Source organism: Enterobacter sp. ZOR0014 (assembly GCF_000798855.1).
GTDB lineage: Bacteria > Pseudomonadota > Gammaproteobacteria > Enterobacterales > Enterobacteriaceae > Enterobacter > Enterobacter kobei.
In genome coordinates, this window is record NZ_JTLF01000026.1 from 1 (window position 1) to 23263 (window position 23263).

Genomic DNA, 23263 nt, shown 5'->3' on the forward strand with positions numbered 1-23263 from the left:
GAACATCCGGAGGCTGTGTCTTATTGTGCTAAAGATATCTGATAGCGTGCTCAAAGGGATTTCACCCGCGGAGATAAAATGAACAAAAATACTCTAATCCTTGTTGTTGAAGATGAAGACGACATTGCTGAAATACTGATGAGTTACTTAGAGCGTTCAGGGATGAAAACGCTGAGGGCCAGACAGGGCGAGCAGGCGATAGCGCTTAATCGCCTTCATAAACCGGATCTCATCTTGCTGGACATTCATCTGCCCGTATGCGACGGCTGGAGCGTCCTCACGACGCTTCGTCAGGAAAGTTCCGTGCCCGTCATTATGGTTTCTGCCCTCGATCAGGACGTAGATAAACTCATGGGGCTGAGGCTTGGCGCAGATGATTACGTTATCAAGCCTTTTAACCCTTCTGAAGTTGTCGCGCGGGTTGAAGCGGTGCTGCGCAGAACCAAACCCGCTATTCAGCAGGCGGGGGCCGCGCCTCTCAGGACGCCTTTTATTACGGTCTATCCGGATGATTTCTACGTTGAGGTTACCGTGGGACCTGAAGTGATCTCCCCGGTGTTAACGACGACGGAATTTAAGCTTCTTACGTATCTGGTCAGATATCCGCGAAAGGTCTGCTCCCGCGAAGAGTTACTCAACGCATGTCTTCCGGAAGGTGATACCCTCGACAGAACAGTAGATAGCCATATGAGCAAGCTGCGTAAAAAACTTGAGCTAGCGGGGCTTTACGGCGTCCCTGAGAGCATCAGGGGCATGGGTTACCGGCTTGGGGAGAAAAAATGAACAGAGAGTCTGTCCTGAGTCGTCAGATCTTAACGTACATGATTTTGCTGACGTTTACGATCATTGCCATTTCCATACTGGGCTCCTGGTTTTTTTACTCCTTTATTCTGGATCACCTCCCCGGCGGCGCTGCTGCGGGGGAAGACGAGCAGATGACCCTGTGGGACTGGGTGTGGATCGGGACAGCAACAACAATCAGTCTGATATTCGCGGTTTTTTTAACGATCAAACTTTCCTCGCGGATACTCACCCCGCTAAACGCGGTCGCGTCCAGCCTGAAAAAAATTTCGCAGGGCCAACTGGATGCCCGGGCTTATTGTGCCAGTTCCAGGCTGGGAGAGATCAATCACCTGGTCATGGATTTCAATGAAATGGCGGAAAAACTGCAGACGCTGGATATGCAGCGTAAATCCTGGAATGCCGCCATTGCCCATGAACTCAGAACCCCGGTCACGATTTTACGCGGACGACTTCAGGGTCTGGTAGACGGCGTTTTTGAACCGGATCCGGTGCTTTTTAATAATCTTCTCAGGCAGACCGAAGGGTTAACCCGCCTGATTGAAGATCTACGGGTTGTCAGCTCTGACGGTGGGGCGGGTTATACGTTGTCTAAATCCAGAACGGATCTCAACGGGACAATACAGGACGCGCTTGATACGTTCATGCCCGAATTTAAACGTAATCAGTTTACGATAAAGACAGCGTTGAGGGAGCAGCGTTGTGTGTTCGATCCGTTGCGTATCAACCAGTGTCTGGCCGTTCTGTTTGACAACGCATTACACTATTCAACCTCGCGGACGCTTATTGTCAAAAATGGCGTGTCTGATAAAGGCAATTATATTCTTATTCAGGATGGCGGACCGGGCATCCCTGAGGCCTTCCACGATTTTTTATTTCAGCCTTTTCAGCGGGATAATGGCGCCAGGGCATTGAATCCCGAAGGGTGTGGTTTAGGCTTATCGGTGGTAAAAGCCATCATGCTGGCCCATGGTGGCGATGTCACTTATACCTTATCAAAGCAAAACCACTCAATATTTAAACTCACCTGGCCCGACCCGTGAGTTTCAGCGGCAGATTAAATGTGCTTGCTGGCGATAAATGCCATATTTGTCCTAGCTTAGCATCCCATTCCTGTGGGGTAATCGTCAGTTTACCGCGTCTCGGGCTTAGGGTTATTTCACTGAAATAGATTTCATCTTTTTTTAGCATAAGATCAACGCGGCAGTAATCAATTCCCTGCGCCAGCTCCTGGGAGGCCAACAATGCTTGTCGGAATAAAAGCGGTTCGCCAGGATCTGCTGAAGTATTCGGATATTCCATCTGGAAAGGTTGTAAGTTCCAGTGCCTGTCATAAACGTTGATAAACCCTTTCCCGTTATCATCCGTAAAATCCGCTTCAACATAGTGGGCAACGCCATGAAAGCAATGGATCCTCAACATTTCGGGCGTTGTATTCCTGTCAGCATCGTCGAAGAGATCGACAAATGGCTCGCAAAGTATACTCGGCGTAATGTTTTTGTACTGCCATTCGCGCGTGGTGTAGTACAGATTTTTCTTTAACGCGAGGCTCAGTTTTTTACAGGCTTCCCTGTCATTAAAGTGCGCTTTGTCGGTACATATTATTGTGCTACCACTGTCATGGTTGCACTTAAGGACGAATTTGTCAGGAAGTACGGAAAAATCAATTTGCGACGCCCTGGTATAAACACCAAGTAATGGCACCGTTTTCACGCGCGTAGTTCTGGAAGAAACGTATTCCCGAACGGCGAGTTTATCGGCAAGCATTGTATAGACGTTATTATGGTCATAGACCAGACGATGGCATATTTTTTCACTCAACGTCGAGGGTGATTTAATGTCAGGGGTTTTCCCGGTTGTTCTCCTGAGCCTCACAGTATGGAAGTGCAGGTCCGTCATTAAAAATGAACGACATTTTCTGATGAGATACTCAGTGTATTTTAGAACATAAGTGGCGGTGATCATTTTTTCTCCTCCGTAATGTCCTGATATTCTGGAGAAGAACTGTTGATGGATATTGCGTAAAATATGGAGCAAGGATGGAGACGAAAATTAAAAGGATTAAATAACGTACGCAGGTTATTTAATCCTTGATTTAGCGGGGGGGTTACCGTTGTGCTTAGCGGTCCTTTCTCCACGCATCGGCGGTCAGCGCTTCACCGAAATGACCGGCAATCAGTCGTTTCGTCAGCTCATGAAGCGGAGAGGCCATGACATCCGCTGTGCTGCCACGCTCGACAACTTCCCCCTGGTGCATCACCATCACCTGGTCGCTGATGTGCTTCATCATTCCGAGATGTTGGGTAACGTAGATATAGGAGATACCCTGTTTTTCCTGCAACTCCAGCATCAGGTTAATCAGTTGCGAACGCATCGACATATCCAGTGAGGCAAGCGCTTCGTCGGCAATGATTACCTTCGGGCGCAAAATCAACGCGCGCGCCAGACCCAGGCGCTGTTTCTGGCCGGGGGCCAGCATATGGGGATAGTAGCTTTCGTGATCCGGTAACAGTCCCACCATGCGCAGGGTTTCAAAGACGCGCTTTCGTCGCGCCTCGGGCTCCAGCTCGGTGTTCAAACGCAGAGGAAAATCCAGAATCTGCGAAATACGCTGGCGGGGATTGAGCGAGGTTGACGGATCCTGGAAGATCATGCGGATACGCTGGCTGCGGAAAGAGTAATCTCCAAACGCCAGAGGATGATCGTCAATCAACACTTCTCCAGCGGTAGGCTCTACCATGCCGGCAAGCATCTTCGCCAGCGTCGATTTCCCGGAACCGTTTTCGCCAATAATCGCCAGCGTCTGTTTTTCACGCAGGGTAAAACTTAGCGGCTTTACCGCCTCGACAGTCTGACGATGAAACAGCCCCGTACGATAGCGAAAGGTCTTACTCAGGTTGCGGACTTCCAGTAAGGTTTCGACCATTTCACTCTCTCTCCATGTTCAGCGGGAAATGACAGGCGTAAAGATGATTTTTGGCGCCGGTCAGGCGTGGTGTCTCAATACATTTACGCTGAGCATACGGGCAACGAGGCCCAAGACGGCAGCCTATCGGTAAGGATTCCAGCAGCGGAATCGCCCCTGGCAAGGTATTCAGGCGGCTCTTGTGCGGCATGGCGCTGCCAAAATCAGGAATAGCCCGGATAAGCGCCTGCGTATACGGATGATGCGGGGCGTTGATCAGGTCTTCGCTGGGGGCGGTTTCGACCGTTTGCCCGCAGTACATAACATCAATTTTGTCCGCCCATTTGCTTAACATCTGCAGGTCATGGCTGATCAGCAAAATGGTGGTGTTGTTATTCTGGTTCAGACGTGACAGCAGGCGGAAAATTTGCGCCTGCGTGGTCGGCTCCATCGCGTTGGTGGGTTCATCCGCAATCAGCAAGCGCGGCTGATTAGCCAGCGCGATAGCAATCATCACCTTCTGACATTCACCGTCGGTAAGCTCATACGGGAAGCTGCGCATCGCGTCTTTATGATCTTTGATCCCGACGCGGTGCAACAGTTCGATGGCGCGACGTTTACGCCAGCCGAAACGCTGCCACCAGCGGCCTTTATAGGTCCAGCCGGGGATGTTCTGCATGAGCTGTTTACCCACGCGCTCGGACGGATCGAGACAGGATTGCGGCTCCTGGAAGATCATCGAGACGTTGTGGCCAACCAGCTTACGCCGCTCGCGCGGGGAGAGGCGCAGCAGGTCAATGTCGTCGAAGCGCATACGGTCGGCGGTCACGCGCCAGTTGTCTTTCGCCACGCCGCAGATAGCTTTGGCGATCAGGCTTTTCCCTGAGCCAGATTCACCCACCAGCCCGCGAATTTCACCCTCAGCAAGCGTGATACTGATGCGATCGACGGCCTTAACCCAGCCTTCACCGGTTTTGAATTCGATAGTGAGGTTGCGGATATCAAGAAGTGGCATTATTGCACCCCCGCGTTAATTGCACGGCGAATACCGTCGCCCAGCAGGTTGATCAGCAATACGCTCACCATAATCGCCGCCCCCGGCAGCATGACTGTCCACGGCGCCACGTAGATTAACTCCAGCGCGTCACCGAGCATTGCGCCCCATTCAGGTGACGGCAACTGGGCGCCAAGGTCGAGGAAGCCGAGCGCAGCAATATCGAGAATCGCCATCGACAGCGCACGGGTGATCTCGGTGACCAGCCCGGCGGCGATATTCGGCAGAACGGCAAACCACAGGATGTTGAAGGTGGTCGCGCCGTCCAGACGGGCGGCGACGACATACTCTTTTTCCAGCTCGTCATGCACCATGCTGTAAACCGAACGCACGATGCGGGGCAGGATTGCCAGCCAGACGGCAAACATCGCATGCGACAGATGCGGTCCGGCAAAAGCAACCACAATGATCGCCAGCAGCAGAGACGGAATCGACAGCAGGGTGTCCAGAATGTGGTTCAGTACCGCCGAACGCAGGCCATGCGTGGATCCCGCAAAAATACCGAGCGCCAGTCCACAGACTGTCGCCGCAAGCGTGACCACAAATGCGCCACCCACCGTCGGGGCAGCGCCGCTTAACAGGCGACTCAATACGTCACGTCCGAGGTCGTCAGTGCCGAGGAAGAAAGAGACTTCGCCGTAGCGTGACCAGGAAGGCGGCAGAAGCTGATAGCCGAGGAACTGCTGGTCAATGCCATACGGGGCAAACCACGAGCCAAAGAGGCAGAGTAATACCAGCCCGGCGCAGCCATAAAGGCCGATCATCGCCGTGGTGTCACCATAGAACTTACGCCACACGGTACGCAGCGCACCGGGTGTGCGCTTTTCACTGTATACGTTATCGTAAGGCATACCATTCCTTATGCTTCAACGGGTTAGCCATCGCACCCAAAATATCGGACAACACGTTAACAATAATCACCAGCGAACCAATCACCATCACACCCGCTGAAATAGCGGCGTAGTCCTGCTGGCGAATCGCGTTGATCATCCATCGTCCCAGCCCTGGCCAGCTAAAGACCATCTCGGTGATCATCGCCAGAGTGAGCATGGTGGAGAACTGCAGCCCCAGACGCGGAATCACCGGCGGTAGCGCGTTATGAAGAACGTTGCGGCGCAGAATGGTCAGGCGTGACAAACCCCGCGTGGCGGCGGCTTTGACATAGTTCTGGTCAAACACCTCGATGGTGCTCAGGCGCATCAGGCGAATCACTTCCGTGGTCGGGGCGACGGCCAGCGTCAGTACCGGCAACACCATATGGCGCACGGCGCTGACGATCATCTCATGACGCCACACTGAATCGGACAGCCAGGCGTCAATAATGGCAAAACCCGTCACCGATTTCACCGTATAGAGCAGGTCGAAGCGGCCCGAGACCGGTAGCCAGCCCATCGTCAGCGAGAAGAAGAGCGTTAACAGCAGCGCCAGCCAGAATACCGGGATGGAGAAGCCTAACAGGGCGAGGGCGCTGATGAACTTATCCTGCCATTTGTTGCGATAGATCCCGGCCAGCATACCCACGGGGATCCCCACCATCAGGGCAAAACCGAAGGCCAGAATGCACAGCTCCATCGTGGCCGGAAAAACCTCTTTCAACTGGTCGGAGATAAGCTGCCCGTTGATGCTGGACACCCCGAAATCCCAGTGCAGCAGACCGTTAAACCAGAACAGCCAGGCATCCCACAACGATGAGCCCTGAAGCGGGGCGTGCGGCGTAAAATAGCTCAGGCTGAAACCGACAAAGGTCAGCAGAAAGAGCGTCACCAGCAGCAGCAGGAGTCGGCGCAAGGTAAAAATAATCATGGTTTTTTCACCTCTTGTTCTTTTTCGCGCGAGACGCCCGCGAACGAGGCATTGCCGAACGGACTCAGCACCAGACCTTTAATATCATAGCGATAGGCCTGGAGACGCAGGGAAGAGGCCAGCGGCAGCACGGGCAACTCCTCGGCGAGGATTTTCTGCGCTTCATCATAAGCATCGATGCGTGAGGCCAACTGTTGGGAAGAGAGCGCTTTTTGCAGCACGGCGTCAAACTCCCGGTTACACCAGTGAGCGTAGTTGGTCTGCGAGTTGATCGCCGCACAGCTCAGCAGCGGCCGGAAAAAACTGTCCGGGTCGTTACTGTCGGTAGCCCAGCCGGTCAGCGTAAGATCGTGATTCATGTCCATCAGGCGCGCCTCCTGGAAACGACCTTCAACCGGCACGATGATCACCTTGACGCCCACCTGTGCCATATCTGCCTGTAACAGTTCGGCCGTTTTCAGCGGGCTCGGGTTCCACGCCTGGGAACTGGTCGGCACCCAAAGCTGGAGGGTGAGGTTTTCCGCGCCCAGCGCTTTCAGTTGTTCGCGTGCTTTTGCCGGATTGTATTCCGTAATTTTAGCTTCACCGTCGTAGGCCCACGAGGCGCGCGGTAAAATAGAGGCCGCGGTTTCCGCCGTGCCGTAGTAGATCGACTGCATCAGACGCTGGTTGTTAATCGCCAGCGCCAGGGCATGACGGACGGCAGGGTTGTTCAACGGCGGCTTATCCGTGTTAAAGGCCAGATAAGCGATGTTCATTCCCGGGCGTAGCGTCAGACGCAGACGCGGATCGTCACGCAAAATAGTGAGCTGGCTGGCGGCAGGCCAGGCGAGCACGTCACATTCCCCGGTGAGCAGTTTTGAGAGACGTCCCGTTCCGCCGGAGCCGAGGTCAACCACCACCTGCGGCATCAGCGGCGTGCCGCGCCAGAAATGTTCATGACGCTGCAGGCGGATATATTGCCCCGCACGGTATTCCGCCAGCTGGAACGGACCGGTGCCCACCGGTTGGCGATCGAGCAACTCCTGGCGATCTTTTTTCGCAAGCTGCGACGCATATTCAGCAGACATGACGGACGCATAGTGGGTCGCCAGATGCCAGAGGAAGGAGGCATCCGGGCGCGTTAGCGTAAATTCAACCGTTCGGTTATCCAGCTTACGCACGCTCTTAACCGTGTCGGCAAACTGCAGACTGTCGAAGTAAGGGAAATGATCGCCATTGACGTTATGCCACGGATGATTGCGATTAAAGATCCGCTGGAAGGTAAAGACCACATCGTCCGCATTCAGCTTGCGCGTGGGGGTAAACCACGGCGTGCGCTGAAACGCGACATCATTGCGCAGGTGGAAGCGGTAGGTTGCACCGTTGTCCAGCACTTCCCAGCTTTCCGCAAGCTCAGGGACCAGACGGTAGGTGTACGGGTCGACATCAAGCAGACGGTCATACAATTGCGCGGCAAGCGTATCGACAATCAGGCCGCTGCCCGCTTTTTGCGGGTTGAAGGTATCCACCTGGCCGCTCACGCAATAGACGAAGCCACTGTCACGGATGTCAGGCTGCGAAGTCTGCCCCGGCGCGGCAAAAGCCATGCTGCTGAACAGACCGAGTGCAAAAAAGGACGATAAAACCAGACGCATAATTTTTAAGGTTTTTAGGTTCGATCTGCAAAGTGTATCGCACTTACGCCTGCTTCGTAAAAATGTCTGCGGGTAAGTGCCGATATTGTCAGCGCATTTGATGCTTTTTGAGCAATGCCCGTAACTGATGGTAGGTCAGACCCAGGAGTTCAGCCGCCCGTTTCTGGTTATATTTCGCCGTCTTCAGGCTTTGCTCCAGCAATTGTTGTTCCTGGTCGTGCTGGAACTGACGTAAATCAAGAGGGAGGGCGGGGGCGTGGTCAGACGATGAGGGGGCGGTGACCGGCGGCGCATGACGCTGAAAAGGATCGATAATGATGTTATCCAGTTCCGCCTCGCTGCTGCCGTGGCGGTAGACAGAGCGCTCCACGACGTTTTTCAGTTCGCGAATATTTCCCGGCCAGTGATAGGCCAGTAGCGTCTCCTTTGCATAATCGCTGAAGCCGGGGAACAGAGGCAGGCCGAGCTCGCGGCACATCTGAATCGCAAACTGGTCTGCGAGCAGCATAATGTCACTTCTTCGCTCGCGCAGGGGGGGAAGCTGAACAACGTCAAAGGCCAGGCGGTCGAGCAGATCGGCTCTGAATTTCTCCTCCGCGACCCTCTCCGGCAGATTGGCGTTGGTGGCGCACACCAGACGCACGTTAACCTGCAGCGGCTGGCTACCGCCGACGCGCTCCAGTTCGCCATACTCAATGACGCGCAGCAGTTTTTCCTGCACCAGCATGGGCGCGGTGGCGAGTTCATCAAGAAACAGCGTACCGCCGTCGGCGCGCTCAAACCGTCCCGGATGGCGCTTCTGGGCGCCGGTAAAGGCGCCTGCTTCGTGGCCGAAAAGCTCTGTATCGAGCAGGTTTTCATTCAGCGCCGCGCAGTTTAACGAGATAAAGGGGCCGTCCCAGCGTCCGGATAAATAGTGCAGGCGGTTGGCAATCAGTTCCTTACCCGTGCCGCGCTCGCCGATAATCAGCACCGGCTTGTTGAGCGGTGCAAGACGAGACACCTGTTCCAGCACCTCCAGAAAGCTGTTTGCTTCCCCGAGTAAATTGTCTTTGTATCCAACCATGATGAAATTAACCACTCCTTAGCGATATTCACCAGGTCAGCATAGTTCTTCATTGCGTATAAATCAAACACATCAAGAAAAATCAATAAGATAAAAAACTGGCACGGGAATTGTATTATCTCAACAGCAGGGCATTGCCCGACCACAGAAATAAGAGGATTTTTATTATGGGTATTTTTTCTCGTTTTGCCGACATCGTGAACGCCAACATCAACTCACTGCTGGAAAAGGCGGAAGACCCGCAAAAGCTGGTGCGTCTGATGATTCAGGAGATGGAAGACACGCTGGTTGAAGTGCGTTCTACCTCTGCTCGCGCGCTTGCTGAGAAAAAACAGTTAACGCGCCGGATTGAGCAGGCCACCGCCCAGCTCAATGAATGGCAGGAAAAAGCGGAACTCGCCCTGCGTAAAGATAAAGAAGATCTGGCTCGTGCGGCGCTGATTGAAAAACAGAAGCTGACGGACATGGTCGCGACGCTTGAGCATGAAGTGACGCTGGTGGATGACACCCTCACCCGCATGAAAAAAGAGATTGGTGAGCTCGAAAATAAACTGAGCGAAACCCGCGCACGTCAGCAGGCGCTGTCGCTGCGTCATCAGGCGGCAAGCTCTTCCCGCGACGTACGCCGTCAGCTGGACAGCGGCAAGCTGGATGAGGCCATGGCGCGATTTGAGTCTTTCGAGCGTCGCATCGATCAGATGGAAGCGGAAGCAGAAAGCCACAGCATCGGGAAGCAAAAGTCACTGGATCAACAGTTTGCCGACCTGAAAGCGGACGATGAAATCAGCGAGCAGCTGGCGGCATTGAAAGCCAAAATGAAGCAAGATAACCAATAATACTGTTGCGGCACCTGAGCGTGCCGCTATGCATCCTAAGACAAGGAGTACACATGAGCGCGCTTTTTCTGGCCATTCCCCTGACGATTTTCGTGCTGTTTGTTTTGCCGATTTGGCTATGGCTGCACTACAGCAACCGTTCTTCACAAGGCGATCTTTCCCAGAGTGAACAGCAACGTCTTGCGCAGCTTACCGAACAGGCGAATAAGATGCGTGACCGCATTCAGGCGCTGGAAGCGATCCTGGATGCAGAACATCCAAACTGGAGGGATCGTTAATGACCGGACTGAATCTGAACAAAAAGTTGTGGCGAATCCCACAGCAGGGAATGGTGCGCGGCGTTTGTGCCGGGCTGGCACACTATCTTGACGTTCCGGTAAAACTGGTTCGTGTGGTGACGGTACTGTCTATTTTCTTCGGTCTGGCGTTTATCACGTTCGTGGCATACATCGTACTGTCGTTTGTCCTTGATCCCATGCCCGACGGAGAACTGGCCGCGGAAAGTGCGCCAACCAGTAACGATCTTCTGAACGCGGTTGACGAGCAACTGGCCGCAGGGGAGAAGCGGTTACGTGAAATGGAACGTTATGTCACGTCGGATACCTTTACGCTGAGAAGTCGTTTTCGTCAGCTTTAAGAGAGAATTTATATGAAGCAAAACTGGCAACAGGCCGGTCATAAGGTAAAACCCGGCCTGAAAATCGCAGGTAAGCTGGTTCTGATGACGGCATTACGTTACGGCCCGGCAGGTGTGGCGGGTTGGGCGATCAAATCTGTTGCCCGTAAGCCGGTCAGAATGTTGCTGGCCGTAGCGCTCGAACCAATGCTGCAAAAAGTGGCAAAACGGCTATCGCGCCGTTACTTATCTCGCTAATTCACACGCGCGTCAGCCCCTACTTTCCCAGAGAAGGGCTGGCGCCGTCTCAAACATTTCCCTCCCTTTAATGTGCTTTCTTTGCGGCAGCTCACAATACTGAGCAGAGCCGCTTTGGAATTGCGTTTTTCAGCCTCCCGCTTCGTTGACAGATATTTTTCATGGGAGTAGATTGCCCCTCGTGGGACCGCTACCATGGAAAATAAAGTGAACGCAAAAATTAAAAAACTTATCAATCATATCTACGGTGAATCATTTTCTGACGCACATTTAGACGTGTTATTATCAAAGCTTGAGCAAGCCGCTATTGATATTACAGAAAAGCGCAAATCAGGCTGGGATGAAAAAGATGTTGTCCTGATTACTTACGCCGATCAGTTCTCCGCGAAAGGGGAGAAAGCGTTGCCGGTGTTTACCCGCTTTTATAATGAATGGCTTGCCCGCACGTTTTCCCATGTCCATCTTTTACCTTTTTATCCGTGGTCCTCTGATGACGGATTTTCCGTTATTGATTACCACAGCGTCGCGCCTGAAACCGGAAGCTGGCAGGATGTTGCTGAATTAAAACAGTCTGCCAGCTTAATGTTTGACTTCGTGTGCAACCATATGTCAGCAAAAAGTGAATGGTTTGCTAATTATCTTGCGCAGAAGCCGGGCTTTGACGATTTCTTTATTTCTGTCGATCCTGAAACTGATTTATCTGCCGTGACGCGGCCCCGTGCATTACCGCTGCTGACGCCATTTAAGCTGCATGATGGAAGCGTGCGTCATCTTTGGACCACGTTCAGTGATGACCAGATCGATCTCAACTTCGCCTCGCCTCAGGTACTGATTGCGATGGTTGACGTACTGCTCCATTACCTGGCGGAAGGGGCGCGTTACATTCGCCTCGACGCCGTTGGGTTTATGTGGAAGATTCCAGGAACCAGCTGCATCCATCTTGAGCAGACACACTGCCTTATCCAGCTTTTCCGTGCGATTACCGACGCTGTGGCACCCGGCACGGTGATCATTACCGAGACAAACGTCCCGCATAAAGACAATATCTCGTACTTCGGTGATGGTGAAAATGAAGCCCAGATGGTCTATCAGTTCTCCTTGCCACCGCTGGTGCTGCATGCTGTTCATCGTCAGGATGTAAAAGCACTTTGCCAGTGGGCGGGTTCGCTGGCGCTGCCTTCAACAAAAACGACCTGGTTCAACTTCCTGGCGTCTCATGACGGTATCGGCCTGAACCCGTTACGCGGCATTCTTCCGGAGTCAGAAATACTGTCACTGGTTGAAAAACTTCAGCAGGAAGGGGCGCTGGTTAACTGGAAAAATAATCCTGACGGAACGCGCAGTCCTTACGAAATCAATGTGACCTATCTGGACGCATTAAGCTCGCAAGACAGCCCGGATGATGAACGTATTGCGCGGTTTATTCTGGCACATGCTGTACTGTTGAGTTTCCCGGGTGTACCTGCCGTATATATTCAAAGCATTCTTGGCTCGCGTAACGATTATGAAGGCGTTGAACGCCTCGGCTATAACCGCGCGATAAACCGCAAGAAATACACCGCCGGTCAGGTTGACCTTGAGCTCAATAATAAACAAAGCATTTGCCATAAAATCTATTCCCGTTTAAGCGAGTTTATTGCTATTCGTCGTGGGGAACGCGCATTTCATCCTGATGCTCAGGCAATGTTTGAATCACTTGATGAACAGATTCTTAAAATTGTTCGCGTGGCTGATAATGGAGAAAGAATTACCGCGCTATTTAATTTTAGTCATAACGTTCATACCGTTTACGAGAAAGTGCTTTCCGGTGTGGAATTGCTATCAGGACAGGCTATTGACGGTACGGAACTGACCCTCAATCCATGGCAGGTTATGTGGATTAAAGAAAACTAAAAAAGGACCCTTAAATGAAAATGCCCAAAATTGTGCTGTTATCAGCACTGGTTTCGTGCGCCCTGTTATCAGGCTGTAAGGATGATAAAGCGTCTGCTGTGACCATTGAGTTTATGCACTCTTCAGTAGAGCAGGAGCGTCAGGCGGTTATTACGAAACTGATCGAAAAATTTGAAAAAGAGAACCCTGGCATCACGGTGAAACAGGTGCCGGTGGAAGAAGACGCCTACAACACCAAGGTGATTACGCTCGCGAGAACCGGGGCGCTGCCTGAGGTGATTGAAGTCAGCCATGATTACGCGAAAGTCATGGATAAGGAACAGCTGCTTGATCGCAAGGCGATTGGCGAAGCCATTAAAGCGGTAGGCGAAAACACCTTCTATGACGGGATCCTGCGCGTAGTCCGTACCGAAGACGGTACCGCCTGGACGGGCGTGCCAATGAGTGCCTGGCTGTCCGGCGTCTGGTATCACAAAGATGTGCTGGCTGCTGCGGGTATTGAGGAGCCTCACAACTGGGAACAACTGCTGAAGGCCAGTGAGAAACTTAACGACCCGGCCAAAAAACATTACGGCATTGCGCTGCCTACCGCGGAAAGCGTCATGACCGAGCAGGCATTCTCCCAGTTTGCACTTTCCGGCGGCGCGAACGTTTTTGATGCCAACGGGAACGTCGAAATCGATACCCCTGAGATGGCGAAAGCGCTCTCTTTTTATAAAGCGCTGGCCGCGACCACCATGCCGGGCTCGAACGACGTCATGGAGATCAAAGATGCCTTCATGAACGGTTCCGCACCGATGGCGGTTTATTCCACCTACATCCTGCCTGCGGTATTCCATGATGGAAACCCTGCCAATCTTGGCTTCGTGGTCCCTACCGAAAAGACCTCGGCAGTCTACGGCATGATCACATCGCTGACGATCACCACGGGGCAATCTGAAGGTGAAACGCAGGCGGCTGAAAAGTTTGTGACGTGGATGGAGCAGGCTCAAAACGCAACCGACTGGGTCATGATGTCACCTGGTGCGGCGCTACCGGTGAACAAGCTGGTGGTCGGTACGGATACCTGGAAAAACAACGAGGTCATTAAAGCGTTTGGGCAACTGCCTTATGAGCTGATTGCTCAGTTCCCAAATGTGCAGGTGTTTGGCGCTGTGGGCGACAAGAACTTTACCCGCATGGGCGATGTCACCGGGTCCGGCATTATCAGTTCCATGGTGCATAACGTCACGGTGGGTAAACAAGATCTCAGCGCCACGCTCAGCAATAGCCAGAAGCGACTGGCTGACCTGATTTCACAACGATAGGAGCGCTTTGCGGAAGGAAATTATGAAGACGTTGTTTTCTGGTCGATCAGATATGCCTTTCGCCATGCTGCTGTTGGCCCCCAGCCTGATTTTGCTGGGGGGCCTGGTGGCCTGGCCAATGATTTCCAATATTGAAATCAGTTTCTTACGACTGCCGCTTAACCCGCGCATTAGCGCTGTGTTTGTTGGGCTGGACAATTACATTCGCATCCTCAGTGATGCGGCATTCTGGCACTCGCTGTGGATGACGTTCTGGTACACGGCGCTGGTGGTGATGGGCAGCACCGGGCTGGGGCTGGCCGTGGCGATCTTCTTTAATCGCGAATTTCGGATGCGCAAAACGGCACGTTCACTGGTGATTTTATCCTACGTGACGCCGTCTATTTCCCTGGTGTTTGCCTGGAAATATATGTTCAACAACGGCTACGGCATTGTGAACTACCTGGGCGTTGATCTGCTGCACCTTTATGACCAGGCACCGCTGTGGTTCGACAACCCCGGCAGTAGCTTTGTGTTGGTCGTGCTGTTCGCCATCTGGCGCTACTTCCCGTACGCCTTCATTTCATTCCTGGCGATTTTGCAGACCATCGACAAATCGTTGTACGAAGCCGCAGAGATGGACGGGGCTAACGCCTGGCAGCGTTTTCGTATCGTGACGTTGCCCGCCATCATGCCAGTGCTGGCTACGGTGGTGACGCTGCGAACCATCTGGATGTTCTACATGTTTGCGGATGTCTACCTGCTGACCACGAAGGTCGATATTTTAGGCGTCTATCTCTATAAAACTGCATTCGCATTCAATGACTTGGGTAAAGCAGCAGCGATTTCTGTAGTGCTGTTTGTGATCATCTTCGCTGTGATTCTGCTGACCAGAAAAAGGGTAAACCTCAATGGCAACAAATAAACGCGTACTTAGCCGTATTGGTTTTTATCTGGGGCTGGCGGTATTTCTGATCATCACGCTGTTCCCGTTCTTCGTGATGCTGATGACGTCGTTTAAGAGCGCGAAAGAGGCTATATCGCTGCACCCGACTATTTTGCCGCAGGCGTGGACGCTTCAGCATTATGTCGACATCTTTAACCCGCTGATCTTCCCGTTTGTGGATTACTTCCGCAACAGCATGGTGGTATCGCTGACCTCGTCGGTGATTGCGGTGTTCCTTGGCACGCTGGGGGCTTACGCCTTGTCCAAACTGCGCTTTAAAGGACGCACGACGATCAATGCGAGCTTCTACACCGTCTATATGTTCTCCGGGATTTTGCTGGTGGTGCCGCTGTTCAAGATCATCACCGCGCTCGGCATTTATGACACGGAACTGGCGCTGATCATCACCATGGTGACCCAGACATTGCCTACGGCGGTATTCATGCTGCGCAGCTATTTCGACACCATCCCGGACGAAATAGAAGAGGCCGCGATGATGGATGGTCTGAACCGCCTGCAAATCATCTTCCGCATTACCGTGCCGCTGGCGATTTCCGGACTCGTGTCGGTGTTTGTTTACTGCTTCATGGTGGCATGGAACGACTACCTGTTTGCCTCCATTTTCCTGTCCAGCGCCAGCAACTTTACGCTGCCGGTCGGGCTGAACACGCTCTTTAGCACACCAGATTATATCTGGGGTCGCATGATGGCGGCATCGCTGGTGACGGCGCTTCCGGTGGTCATCATGTACGCACTTTCTGAACGTTTTATTAAAAGTGGTTTGACCGCCGGTGGCGTTAAGGGCTGAGGCGGCCAATTTTTTATCAGGAGCAAGTTATGAAAAAGTTAGTTGCGACAGCGCCTCGCGTGGCGGCGCTCGTGGAATATGAAGATCGTGCTGTGGAAGCACATGAAGTGAAAATTCGTGCCCGTTTTGGTGCACCAAAACACGGTACCGAAGTTGTGGATTTCCGTGCGGCAAGCCCGTTTATTGATGAAGAGTTCAACGCGGAGTGGCAGATGTTTACGCCGCGTGAAGAGGGCGCTGCGCGCGGTATCGAATTCGGTAAATTCCAGCTGGGGAACATGATCGTCGGCGACATTATTGAATGTGGTGCTGACGTAACGGAATACCAGCCAGGCGACAGCGTCTGTTGCTATGGTCCACTGCAGGAGACGGTTATTGTCAATGCGGTTAACAACTACAAGCTGCGCAAAATGCCGCAGGGCGCATCCTGGAAAAACGCTGTTTGCTACGATCCGGCGCAGTTCGCCATGAGCGGCGTGCGTGATGCCAATGTCCGTGTAGGCGACTTTGTGGTGGTGGTCGGTCTGGGCGCCATCGGACAGATTGCCATTCAGCTGGCAAAAAAAGCCGGTTCGTCAGTGGTCATCGGTGTCGATCCTATCGAGCACCGCTGTGAGATCGCTCGCCGTCATGGCGCAGATCACTGTCTGAACCCAATCGGTACCGATGTGGGTCTGGAAATTAAAAAGCTGACCGGCAAGCAGGGCGCGGACGTGATCATCGAGACCAGCGGTTTTGCGGATGCGCTGCAGTCTGCGCTGCGTGGACTTGCCTACGGCGGCACCATCTCCTACGTTGCGTTCGCTAAGCCATTTGCTGCGGGTTTCAACCTCGGCCGCGAAGCACACTTCAATAACGCGAAGATTGTTTTCTCCCGCGCCTGCAGCGAACCCAACCCGGACTACCCGCGCTGGAGCCGCAAGCGTATCGAAGAGACCTGCTGGGAATTGCTGATGAACGGTTATCTCAACTGCGACGATCTGATTGACCCGGTCGTGACCTTCACCACCAGCCCGGAAAGCTACATGAAGTATGTCGATCAGCATCCGGAACTCAGTATCAAAATGGGCGTCACTTTTTAAGCTAAGGACAGCAAATCATGAAAATCGCAACGCAAAACCAGGCCTTTTTCCCAGCCAACATCATGGAAAAATTCGAGTACATCAAAGCGATGGGTTTTGATGGCTACGAAATTGACGGCAAACTGCTGGTCGAAAACCTCGAGGAAGTGAAAGCGGCTATTAAAGCCACGGGTCTGCCGGTGACGACGGCATGTGGCGGATACGATGGCTGGATCGGTGATTTTATCGAAGAACGTCGTCTCAACGGGCTACAGCAGATTGAACGCATTCTGCAAGCCCTGGCGGAAGTGGGTGGAAAGGGCATTATCGTGCCTGCGGCCTGGGGAATGTTTACCTTCCGTTTGCCGCCAATGACCTCCCCACGCAGCCTGGACGGCGACCGCAAAGCGGTAAGCGCGTCGCTGCGCTGGCTGGATGAGGTTGCTGCACGCACCGGTACGACCGTCTACCTGGAACCGCTGAACCGCTACCAGGATCATATGATCAATACCCTGGCAGACGCGCGTCGTTATATCGAAGAGAACGATCTCAAGCACGTGCAGATCATCGGTGATTTCTATCATATGAACATTGAAGAAGACTCGCTGACGGATGCGCTGCATCAGAACCGCGATCTGCTGGGGCATGTGCATATTGCTGATAACCACCGCTATCAGCCGGGCAGCGGCAGCCTCGATTTCGCCAGCCTGTTCGATCAGCTGCGTGCCGATAACTACCAGGGTTATGTGGTGTATGAGTGCCGCGTTCGCGCCGACAATCCGGCTCAGGCTTATCAGGACTCACTCACTTATTTGCGTGAATGCTAAGGATGACGAGCGTGATGAGTGCTACTACACCTTCGCCTCTGCGCGTCGCCATTATTGGCGCCGGGCAGGTCGCGGACAAAGTGCATGCCTCGTATTACGCCACGCGCAGTGATGTTCACATGGTGGCTGTCATGGACAGCCGCCTTGAGCAGGCACAGGCGTTCGCGGAACGTTATGCTATTCCATCGGCATGGCAGGACGCTCACGAGATGTTGCAAACGGTGAAGCCGGACGTGGTGAGCGTCTGTTCGCCTAACCGGTTCCATTTTGAACATGTGATGGCGGCCCTCGAAGCGGGGTGTCATGTGATGTGTGAAAAACCCCCGGCGATGACGCCGCAACAGGCCGACCAGATGCGCATCGCGGCGCGTAAAGCAGGCAAAGTGCTGGCCTATGATTTTCACCACCGCTTTGCCCTGGATACCCAGCAACTGCGAGAGGCGGTAATGAATGGCACGCTCGGTGAAGTTTACTTCACATCGGCGCAGGCGGTGCGGCGGTGCGGTGTGCCGGGGTGGGGCGTGTTTACCAACAAATCATTACAGGGTGGCGGACCGCTGATTGATATCGGCATTCATATGCTTGATGCCGCCATGTATGTCCTGGGTTTCCCTGCGGTAAAGCGTGTGACCGCGCACAGCTTTCAGAGGCTGGGAAACCGCAAAAGCACCGGCCAGTTTGGCGAGTGGGATCCTACGCAATACACCGTTGAGGATGCCCTGTTTGGCACGATTGAATTCTGTAACGGCGGCATTCTGCGTCTGGACACCTCCTTTGCGCTTAACATCCGCGAGCAGTCCATCATGAATGTCGCTTTCTGCGGCGAAAAAGCGGGAGCAACGCTGTTCCCGGCGCACATCTATAACGACGAAGCCGGGGCGTTAGTCACCCTCGCGCAGCGTGAAGAGGCTGATGACCAGCGACATTTACGCAGTATGGATGCCTTCGTACGCCATGTGCAGGGAGAGCCCGTCATGATCGCGGATGCAGAACAGGGCCTGGTTATTCAGCAGCTTGTCGCCGCGCTTTATGAATCAGCAGAAACAGGGGAATGCGTGACATTATGCTGAACGTGTCTGTCTTAACCGATCCGGGCTTTTGTCCTCACAGCCTGAATAAATACGCCTCTGTTATGGCCTGCGGCAATGGCTACATGGGCATTCGCGCTGCGCATGAAGAAGATTACACCCTGCAAACCAGAGGCATGTACCTTGCGGGTCTGTATCACCGTGCGGGACGCAACGAAACCACCGAGCTCGTCAATCTGCCCGATATCACGGGCATTGATGTTGAGCTGGATGGCGTCAATTTCACGCTCCTTGCAGGGGAGATTCTGGCGTGGCAGCGCGAGCTGGCCTTTGCCAACGGCGAGCTGCATCGTCGCGTTGTCTGGCGTTCGCCCGACGGAAACCGTTACCGGCTGGAAAGCCGTCGTTTTGTGTCGCTGGACCAGTTGCCTCTGGTGGCCATGCAGCTTTCGATCACACCGCTTGATGCTGCTTCGCAGGCCGTGCTGAAAACCGGTATTGATGCAACGCAAACGAACAGCGGCAGACAGCATCTGGATGAAATCTCGGTCAGAGTCTTTGACCAGCACTACATGCAGGGCGTGTATGAAACGCAGGACCGGGCGTCAGATGTCGTCGTTTCGGCGTTTTGTCAGCTCTCAACGAAGAGCGACAGCTGTTTTACCGCCAAAAATCGTCGTCTCAACGTGCACCATTCCCTGACGATTGCGCAGGGTGACACTGTCACGCTTGAAAAAATTGTCTGGGTAACCCACCGCAGTGACAAAGCGCTTTCGCAGGAGTCTTTCGCTCGCAACGCGCTGGCCGATCTCAAAGTCTGCGCAGCAAGAGGCTACGACGCCTTGCTGGAAAGTTCAGCGTATGCCTGGAAAGCCGTCTGGCGTGACGCTCGTGTGGAAGTGACGTCTGCGGAACCTCAGGATCAGATGGCGCTGGATTATGCGGTCTGGCACCTGACCACGATGACGCCTGCCCATGACGAGCGAAGCAGTATCGCCGCAAAAGGGCTGACGGGAGAGGGGTATAAAGGCCACGTATTCTGGGATACCGAAATATTCCTGCTGCCTTTCCATCTCTTTACTCGCCCGCAGATTGCCCGCAGCCTGCTGCGTTATCGCTGGCTTAATCTCGCTGGCGCCCGGGAGAAAGCCCGTCGTAACGGCTGGCCCGGCGCGTTGTTCCCATGGGAAAGCGCGGCGAGTGGGGAGGAAGAAACGCCAGAGTTCGCGGCGATCAACATCCGTACCGGGATACGCCAGAAGGTGGCCTCCGCGCTTGCTGAGCATCACATCGTGGCAGATATCGCCTGGGCCGTCGTCGCTTACTGGCAGGCGACACATGATGATGCCTTTATGCGTAATGAGGGTCTGACGCTGCTGATGGAAACCGCCTCGTTCTGGATGGGACGCGCAACGGAAGTCAATGGTCGTCTCGAAATCCATGACGTAATAGGGCCGGACGAATACACCGAACATGTGAATAACAATGCCTACACCAACTATCTGGCCTGGCACAACGTTGCCTGTGCCCGTCAGTTTATGGCGATGTTTGGGCGTGAAGATGCGCGTTTTACGGAGAATGCCACGCAGTTCCTTGCGCGCTTATGGCTGCCAGAGGCTGATGCAGAGGGTGTGATCCCGCAGGATGACTCCTTCATGTCAAAACCTGCCATTGATCTTACCCGCTATAAAGCCAAAGCGGGTAAGCAGACGATTCTGCTCGATTATTCCCGTGCGGAAGTGAACGAGATGCAGATCCTGAAGCAGGCCGATGTGGTGATGCTTAACTACCTGCTGCCGGAACGGTTTACGCCGCAGCAGTGTGCCGCTAATCTGGCGTTTTATGAGCCACGCACGATCCATGATTCGTCATTGAGCAAAGCCATTCACGGGATTGTTCTCGCGCGATGCGGTGACACGCAGGGGGCCTATGCCTTCTGGCGTGATGGCATCGGCATTGATTTGGGTGACGATCCGCACAGCAGTGATGAAGGGATACATGCTGCCGCCACCGGTGCGATCTGGTCTGGCGCGGTTCAGGGGTTTGCTGGCCTACAAATTATCGAAGGGGAACTGCATCTTGCGCCGAAACTGCCTGCTCACTGGCAGAAACTGGCATTCCCACTGCGGTGGCGCAACGCAAACCTGCATTTCACCTATGAAAACGAGGTGTTAACCATTGAAACGACCGCACCTGCCAAGCTAACGCTGTGGGGCAAAACGCTACATGTGTCGGCGCGAAAAGTTATCACCCGTAAGGACTTTCTTGCATCTGAAGATGGGACCGCTACCACGGAGGGGCACCATGGCGCTTAAGGCTGTTGTATTCGATCTGGACGGTGTGATCACCGATACCGCACACCTCCACTTTCTGGCCTGGCGAGCCGTGGCGGAGGAAATTGGCATCACCTTCGACGAAGTCTTTAACGAACAGCTGAAGGGAATAAGCCGTATGGATTCTCTTCTGCGCATTCTGAAGCATGGCGGAAAAGAGGGGATGTTTAGCGATGAGCAGTGCCTTGCGCTTGCGACGAAAAAAAACGCGCGTTATGTCCAGTCGCTGGCATCGCTGACGCAGGATTCGCTGCTTCCGGGGATTCGAGACGTGCTGGCGGAGATCCGTGCAGCGAAAGTCAAAATTGGGCTCGCGTCCGTATCGCTCAATGCCCCGGGGATTTTGCACGCGCTGGGCATTCATCAGGCATTCGATTTTTGCGCGGATGCTTCCCGCATTCACCGCTCAAAGCCAGACCCGGAGATCTTCCTCGCCGCCTGTGCCGGTCTGGATGTACGTCCTGAAGAGGCTATCGGCATTGAAGATGCCGCTGCGGGCGTTCAGGCAATCAACGCCGCAGGGATGTTGTCGGTAGGGATTGGGCCTGGCCTTAACCATGCAGGATTACAACTTCATTCAACGCAGGAACTGACCTGGACATGCCTGACTGAATTCTGGGCAACCCGGCGTATTGATAAGGAATAAATTATGGCTCAACTGTCTCTAAAACATATTCAGAAAATCTACGATAACCAGGTCCATGTGGTTAAAGATTTCAACCTCGAAATAGAAGACAAAGAATTCATTGTGTTCGTTGGTCCATCGGGATGTGGTAAATCCACGACCCTGCGTATGATTGCCGGGCTGGAGGAGATCAGCGCCGGTGAGCTGATCATTGACGGGGTCTGCATGAATGATGTCCCCGCTAAATCTCGCGATATCGCGATGGTCTTCCAGAACTACGCGCTTTACCCGCATATGACGGTCTACGACAACATGGCGTTTGGCCTGAAAATGCAAAAAATAGCGCCTGCGGTGATTGAGGAGCGTGTTAACTGGGCGGCGCAGATTTTGGGGTTACGTGATTATCTCAAGCGTAAGCCAGGCGCACTGTCCGGTGGTCAGCGCCAGCGCGTGGCGTTAGGCCGGGCGATCGTGCGTGAAGCCGGTGTCTTCCTGATGGATGAACCGCTGTCCAACCTTGATGCCAAGCTTCGCGTGCAGATGCGTGCTGAAATCAGCAAGCTGCACCAGAAGCTTAATACCACCATGATTTATGTCACGCACGACCAGACGGAAGCCATGACGATGGCCACCCGCATCGTGATCTTAAAAGACGGCATCATTCAGCAGGTCGGGGCGCCGAAGCAAGTGTACAACGAGCCGGCCAATATGTTTGTCGCAGGGTTCATTGGCTCACCGGCGATGAACTTCATTCGGGGCGCTATCGACGATCGTTATTTCGTCACGGAAACGTTGCGTCTGGAGATCCCTGAAGACAAGCTGGCCGAACTGAATGCGCAAGGTTACCAGCGTAAAGCGGTCGTCTTCGGTATCCGTCCGGAAGACATTCTTACCCTGCAGAGCAGCGGAGAAGACATCACGGCGAAAGTCAGCGTGGCTGAACTGACCGGCGCTGAATTTATGCTTTATGCCACCGTAGGGGGGCATGAACTGGTTGTCCGTGCAGGTGCAGCGAATGACTACGTCGCCGGAGATAATATTGGCATCCAGTTCGATATGAATAAGTGCCATTTCTTCGACGCTGATACAGAAGCGGCTATTAGATAAGAAAGGTGTTTGCCGGAAATGCAAATTTCCGGTTTTTTTGTTGGTTAATTAGAAAGGGAATATCTCATGAGTACTCTACTAAAAAGTGCTGCGCTCGTTCTGTGCGCAGGGGTTAGCTGTGCGCAAGCGGCAGAAACTGCGAAAAAGTGGGAATTTAATATCGGGGCCATGTATGAAATTGAAAACGTCGAAGGTCAGGGCGACGATAAAGATGGATTATATGAACCTTCCGTGTGGTTTAATGCGACCTGGGATGCCTGGACAATTTCTCTGGCGATGTATCAGGAAGGGCCCGTTGATTACAGCAGCATGACGCGCGGAACCTATTTTGACCGTCCGGAATTTGAATTACGCTATCGCTTTATTGGAACCG

At 53.5% G+C, this 23263-nt stretch carries 24 protein-coding genes; 17 read left to right on the forward strand and 7 right to left on the reverse strand.

The features are described from left to right. Positions 1 to 78: 78 nt before the first annotated feature. Together L977_RS00775 and L977_RS00780 are read left to right on the forward strand one after the other, a co-directional pair. Positions 79 to 783 carry a response regulator gene (locus tag L977_RS00775; protein WP_014884072.1) on the forward strand — a complete coding sequence of 235 codons (705 nt, stop codon included), beginning with the start codon at positions 79 to 81 and terminating at the stop codon, positions 781 to 783. Then, the gene (locus L977_RS00780) at positions 780 to 1844 is read left to right on the forward strand and encodes an ATP-binding protein (protein WP_047624315.1); all 1065 of its coding nucleotides are present in this window, start codon (positions 780 to 782) and stop codon (positions 1842 to 1844) included. Before L977_RS00775 ends, L977_RS00780 begins: the two co-directional genes overlap by 4 nt. Here L977_RS00780 and L977_RS00785 read toward each other — a convergent pair. The 7 genes from L977_RS00785 to pspF all read right to left on the reverse strand — a co-directional run bounded on the left by L977_RS00785 (position 1825) and on the right by pspF (position 9266). Beyond that, a complete protein-coding gene (locus L977_RS00785; RefSeq protein WP_047624316.1) occupies positions 1825 to 2766 on the reverse strand; it encodes an ATP-grasp fold amidoligase family protein in 942 nt (313 codons plus the stop codon). The genes L977_RS00780 and L977_RS00785 overlap by 20 nt on opposite strands. Before the next feature lie 154 nt (positions 2767 to 2920). Continuing rightward, positions 2921 to 3727 carry a putrescine export ABC transporter ATP-binding protein SapF gene (gene sapF, locus L977_RS00790; RefSeq protein WP_014884069.1) on the reverse strand — a complete coding sequence of 269 codons (807 nt, stop codon included), beginning with the start codon at positions 3725 to 3727 and terminating at the stop codon, positions 2921 to 2923. 1 nt (position 3728) lies between these two features. After that, positions 3729 to 4721: a putrescine export ABC transporter ATP-binding protein SapD gene (gene sapD / locus L977_RS00795; RefSeq protein WP_014884068.1), complete on the reverse strand. Its 993-nt coding sequence runs from the start codon at positions 4719 to 4721 to the stop codon at positions 3729 to 3731. After that, positions 4721 to 5611 carry a putrescine export ABC transporter permease SapC gene (gene sapC, locus L977_RS00800; RefSeq protein ID WP_014884067.1) on the reverse strand — a complete coding sequence of 297 codons (891 nt, stop codon included), beginning with the start codon at positions 5609 to 5611 and terminating at the stop codon, positions 4721 to 4723. The genes sapD and sapC overlap by 1 nt, the downstream gene beginning before the upstream one ends. Further along, complete coding sequence (sapB, locus tag L977_RS00805; protein ID WP_014884066.1) at positions 5598 to 6563, reverse strand: putrescine export ABC transporter permease SapB; 966 nt, start codon at positions 6561 to 6563, stop codon at positions 5598 to 5600. Before sapB ends, sapC begins: the two co-directional genes overlap by 14 nt. Continuing rightward, positions 6560 to 8200 carry an ABC transporter substrate-binding protein SapA gene (sapA, locus tag L977_RS00810; protein WP_014884065.1) on the reverse strand — a complete coding sequence of 547 codons (1641 nt, stop codon included), beginning with the start codon at positions 8198 to 8200 and terminating at the stop codon, positions 6560 to 6562. The genes sapB and sapA overlap by 4 nt, the downstream gene beginning before the upstream one ends. An 88-nt stretch (positions 8201 to 8288) precedes the next feature. Then, positions 8289 to 9266 carry a phage shock protein operon transcriptional activator gene (gene pspF / locus L977_RS00815; RefSeq protein ID WP_047624318.1) on the reverse strand — a complete coding sequence of 326 codons (978 nt, stop codon included), beginning with the start codon at positions 9264 to 9266 and terminating at the stop codon, positions 8289 to 8291. Between the two features lie 167 nt (positions 9267 to 9433). Here pspF and pspA point away from each other — a divergent pair, with 167 nt between their 5' ends. From pspA to L977_RS00890, 15 genes are all read left to right on the forward strand, one after another. Further along, positions 9434 to 10102, forward strand: a complete 669-nt coding sequence (gene pspA / locus L977_RS00820) for a phage shock protein PspA (protein ID WP_023337367.1) — start codon at positions 9434 to 9436, stop codon at positions 10100 to 10102. Positions 10103 to 10155: 53 nt separating this feature from the next. Beyond that, positions 10156 to 10380: an envelope stress response membrane protein PspB gene (gene pspB, locus L977_RS00825; protein WP_014884062.1), complete on the forward strand. Its 225-nt coding sequence runs from the start codon at positions 10156 to 10158 to the stop codon at positions 10378 to 10380. Beyond that, positions 10380 to 10739, forward strand: coding sequence for an envelope stress response membrane protein PspC (pspC, locus tag L977_RS00830; RefSeq protein WP_014884061.1), 360 nt, complete (start codon positions 10380 to 10382; stop codon positions 10737 to 10739). Before pspB ends, pspC begins: the two co-directional genes overlap by 1 nt. Positions 10740 to 10751: 12 nt before the next feature. Continuing rightward, entirely contained in the window at positions 10752 to 10976 is a 225-nt protein-coding gene (gene pspD, locus L977_RS00835) for a phage shock protein PspD (protein WP_014884060.1), read from the forward strand. Between the two features lie 195 nt (positions 10977 to 11171). Continuing rightward, positions 11172 to 12869, forward strand: coding sequence for a sugar phosphorylase (locus L977_RS00840; RefSeq protein WP_047624320.1), 1698 nt, complete (start codon positions 11172 to 11174; stop codon positions 12867 to 12869). 14 nt (positions 12870 to 12883) lie between these two features. Then, positions 12884 to 14176 (forward strand): ABC transporter substrate-binding protein, encoded by a 1293-nt coding sequence (locus L977_RS00845; RefSeq protein WP_047624322.1) that lies wholly within the window; start codon positions 12884 to 12886, stop codon positions 14174 to 14176. A gap of 22 nt (positions 14177 to 14198) precedes the next feature. Further along, positions 14199 to 15080: a carbohydrate ABC transporter permease gene (locus tag L977_RS00850; RefSeq protein ID WP_014884057.1), complete on the forward strand. Its 882-nt coding sequence runs from the start codon at positions 14199 to 14201 to the stop codon at positions 15078 to 15080. After that, entirely contained in the window at positions 15067 to 15909 is an 843-nt protein-coding gene (locus L977_RS00855) for a carbohydrate ABC transporter permease (protein WP_014884056.1), read from the forward strand. Before L977_RS00850 ends, L977_RS00855 begins: the two co-directional genes overlap by 14 nt. A 29-nt stretch (positions 15910 to 15938) precedes the next feature. Next, positions 15939 to 16991: a zinc-dependent alcohol dehydrogenase gene (locus tag L977_RS00860; protein ID WP_047624323.1), complete on the forward strand. Its 1053-nt coding sequence runs from the start codon at positions 15939 to 15941 to the stop codon at positions 16989 to 16991. A gap of 17 nt (positions 16992 to 17008) precedes the next feature. Then, complete coding sequence (locus L977_RS00865; protein WP_014884054.1) at positions 17009 to 17797, forward strand: sugar phosphate isomerase/epimerase family protein; 789 nt, start codon at positions 17009 to 17011, stop codon at positions 17795 to 17797. A gap of 11 nt (positions 17798 to 17808) precedes the next feature. After that, positions 17809 to 18867 carry a Gfo/Idh/MocA family protein gene (locus L977_RS00870; RefSeq protein ID WP_086527826.1) on the forward strand — a complete coding sequence of 353 codons (1059 nt, stop codon included), beginning with the start codon at positions 17809 to 17811 and terminating at the stop codon, positions 18865 to 18867. Further along, entirely contained in the window at positions 18861 to 21140 is a 2280-nt protein-coding gene (locus L977_RS00875) for a glycoside hydrolase family 65 protein (RefSeq protein WP_047624325.1), read from the forward strand. The genes L977_RS00870 and L977_RS00875 overlap by 7 nt, the downstream gene beginning before the upstream one ends. Next, positions 21130 to 21804 (forward strand): beta-phosphoglucomutase, encoded by a 675-nt coding sequence (gene pgmB / locus L977_RS00880; RefSeq protein WP_014884051.1) that lies wholly within the window; start codon positions 21130 to 21132, stop codon positions 21802 to 21804. The genes L977_RS00875 and pgmB overlap by 11 nt, the downstream gene beginning before the upstream one ends. Before the next feature lie 3 nt (positions 21805 to 21807). After that, a complete protein-coding gene (locus L977_RS00885; RefSeq protein WP_014884050.1) occupies positions 21808 to 22890 on the forward strand; it encodes an ABC transporter ATP-binding protein in 1083 nt (360 codons plus the stop codon). Positions 22891 to 22956: 66 nt separating this feature from the next. Further along, positions 22957 to 23263: OmpG family monomeric porin (locus L977_RS00890; protein ID WP_047624327.1), on the forward strand; the 307-nt coding region annotated here is incomplete at its 3' end.

Excerpts from the sequence above, each read along its gene's own strand:
- L977_RS00775 (WP_014884072.1), top strand. The coding sequence starts at position 79 with ATGAACAAAAATACTCTAATCCTTGTTGTTGAAGATGAAGACGACATT.
- L977_RS00780 (WP_047624315.1), top strand. The coding sequence starts at position 780 with ATGAACAGAGAGTCTGTCCTGAGTCGTCAGATCTTAACGTACATGATT.
- L977_RS00785 (WP_047624316.1), bottom strand. The coding sequence starts at position 2,766 with ATGATCACCGCCACTTATGTTCTAAAATACACTGAGTATCTCATCAGA.
- sapF (WP_014884069.1), bottom strand. The coding sequence starts at position 3,727 with ATGGTCGAAACCTTACTGGAAGTCCGCAACCTGAGTAAGACCTTTCGC.
- sapD (WP_014884068.1), bottom strand. The coding sequence starts at position 4,721 with ATGCCACTTCTTGATATCCGCAACCTCACTATCGAATTCAAAACCGGT.
- sapC (WP_014884067.1), bottom strand. The coding sequence starts at position 5,611 with ATGCCTTACGATAACGTATACAGTGAAAAGCGCACACCCGGTGCGCTG.
- sapB (WP_014884066.1), bottom strand. The coding sequence starts at position 6,563 with ATGATTATTTTTACCTTGCGCCGACTCCTGCTGCTGCTGGTGACGCTC.
- sapA (WP_014884065.1), bottom strand. The coding sequence starts at position 8,200 with ATGCGTCTGGTTTTATCGTCCTTTTTTGCACTCGGTCTGTTCAGCAGC.
- pspF (WP_047624318.1), bottom strand. The coding sequence starts at position 9,266 with ATGGTTGGATACAAAGACAATTTACTCGGGGAAGCAAACAGCTTTCTG.
- pspA (WP_023337367.1), top strand. The coding sequence starts at position 9,434 with ATGGGTATTTTTTCTCGTTTTGCCGACATCGTGAACGCCAACATCAAC.
- pspB (WP_014884062.1), top strand. The coding sequence starts at position 10,156 with ATGAGCGCGCTTTTTCTGGCCATTCCCCTGACGATTTTCGTGCTGTTT.
- pspC (WP_014884061.1), top strand. The coding sequence starts at position 10,380 with ATGACCGGACTGAATCTGAACAAAAAGTTGTGGCGAATCCCACAGCAG.
- pspD (WP_014884060.1), top strand. The coding sequence starts at position 10,752 with ATGAAGCAAAACTGGCAACAGGCCGGTCATAAGGTAAAACCCGGCCTG.
- L977_RS00840 (WP_047624320.1), top strand. The coding sequence starts at position 11,172 with ATGGAAAATAAAGTGAACGCAAAAATTAAAAAACTTATCAATCATATC.
- L977_RS00845 (WP_047624322.1), top strand. The coding sequence starts at position 12,884 with ATGAAAATGCCCAAAATTGTGCTGTTATCAGCACTGGTTTCGTGCGCC.
- L977_RS00850 (WP_014884057.1), top strand. The coding sequence starts at position 14,199 with ATGAAGACGTTGTTTTCTGGTCGATCAGATATGCCTTTCGCCATGCTG.
- L977_RS00855 (WP_014884056.1), top strand. The coding sequence starts at position 15,067 with ATGGCAACAAATAAACGCGTACTTAGCCGTATTGGTTTTTATCTGGGG.
- L977_RS00860 (WP_047624323.1), top strand. The coding sequence starts at position 15,939 with ATGAAAAAGTTAGTTGCGACAGCGCCTCGCGTGGCGGCGCTCGTGGAA.
- L977_RS00865 (WP_014884054.1), top strand. The coding sequence starts at position 17,009 with ATGAAAATCGCAACGCAAAACCAGGCCTTTTTCCCAGCCAACATCATG.
- L977_RS00875 (WP_047624325.1), top strand. The coding sequence starts at position 18,861 with ATGCTGAACGTGTCTGTCTTAACCGATCCGGGCTTTTGTCCTCACAGC.
- pgmB (WP_014884051.1), top strand. The coding sequence starts at position 21,130 with ATGGCGCTTAAGGCTGTTGTATTCGATCTGGACGGTGTGATCACCGAT.
- L977_RS00885 (WP_014884050.1), top strand. The coding sequence starts at position 21,808 with ATGGCTCAACTGTCTCTAAAACATATTCAGAAAATCTACGATAACCAG.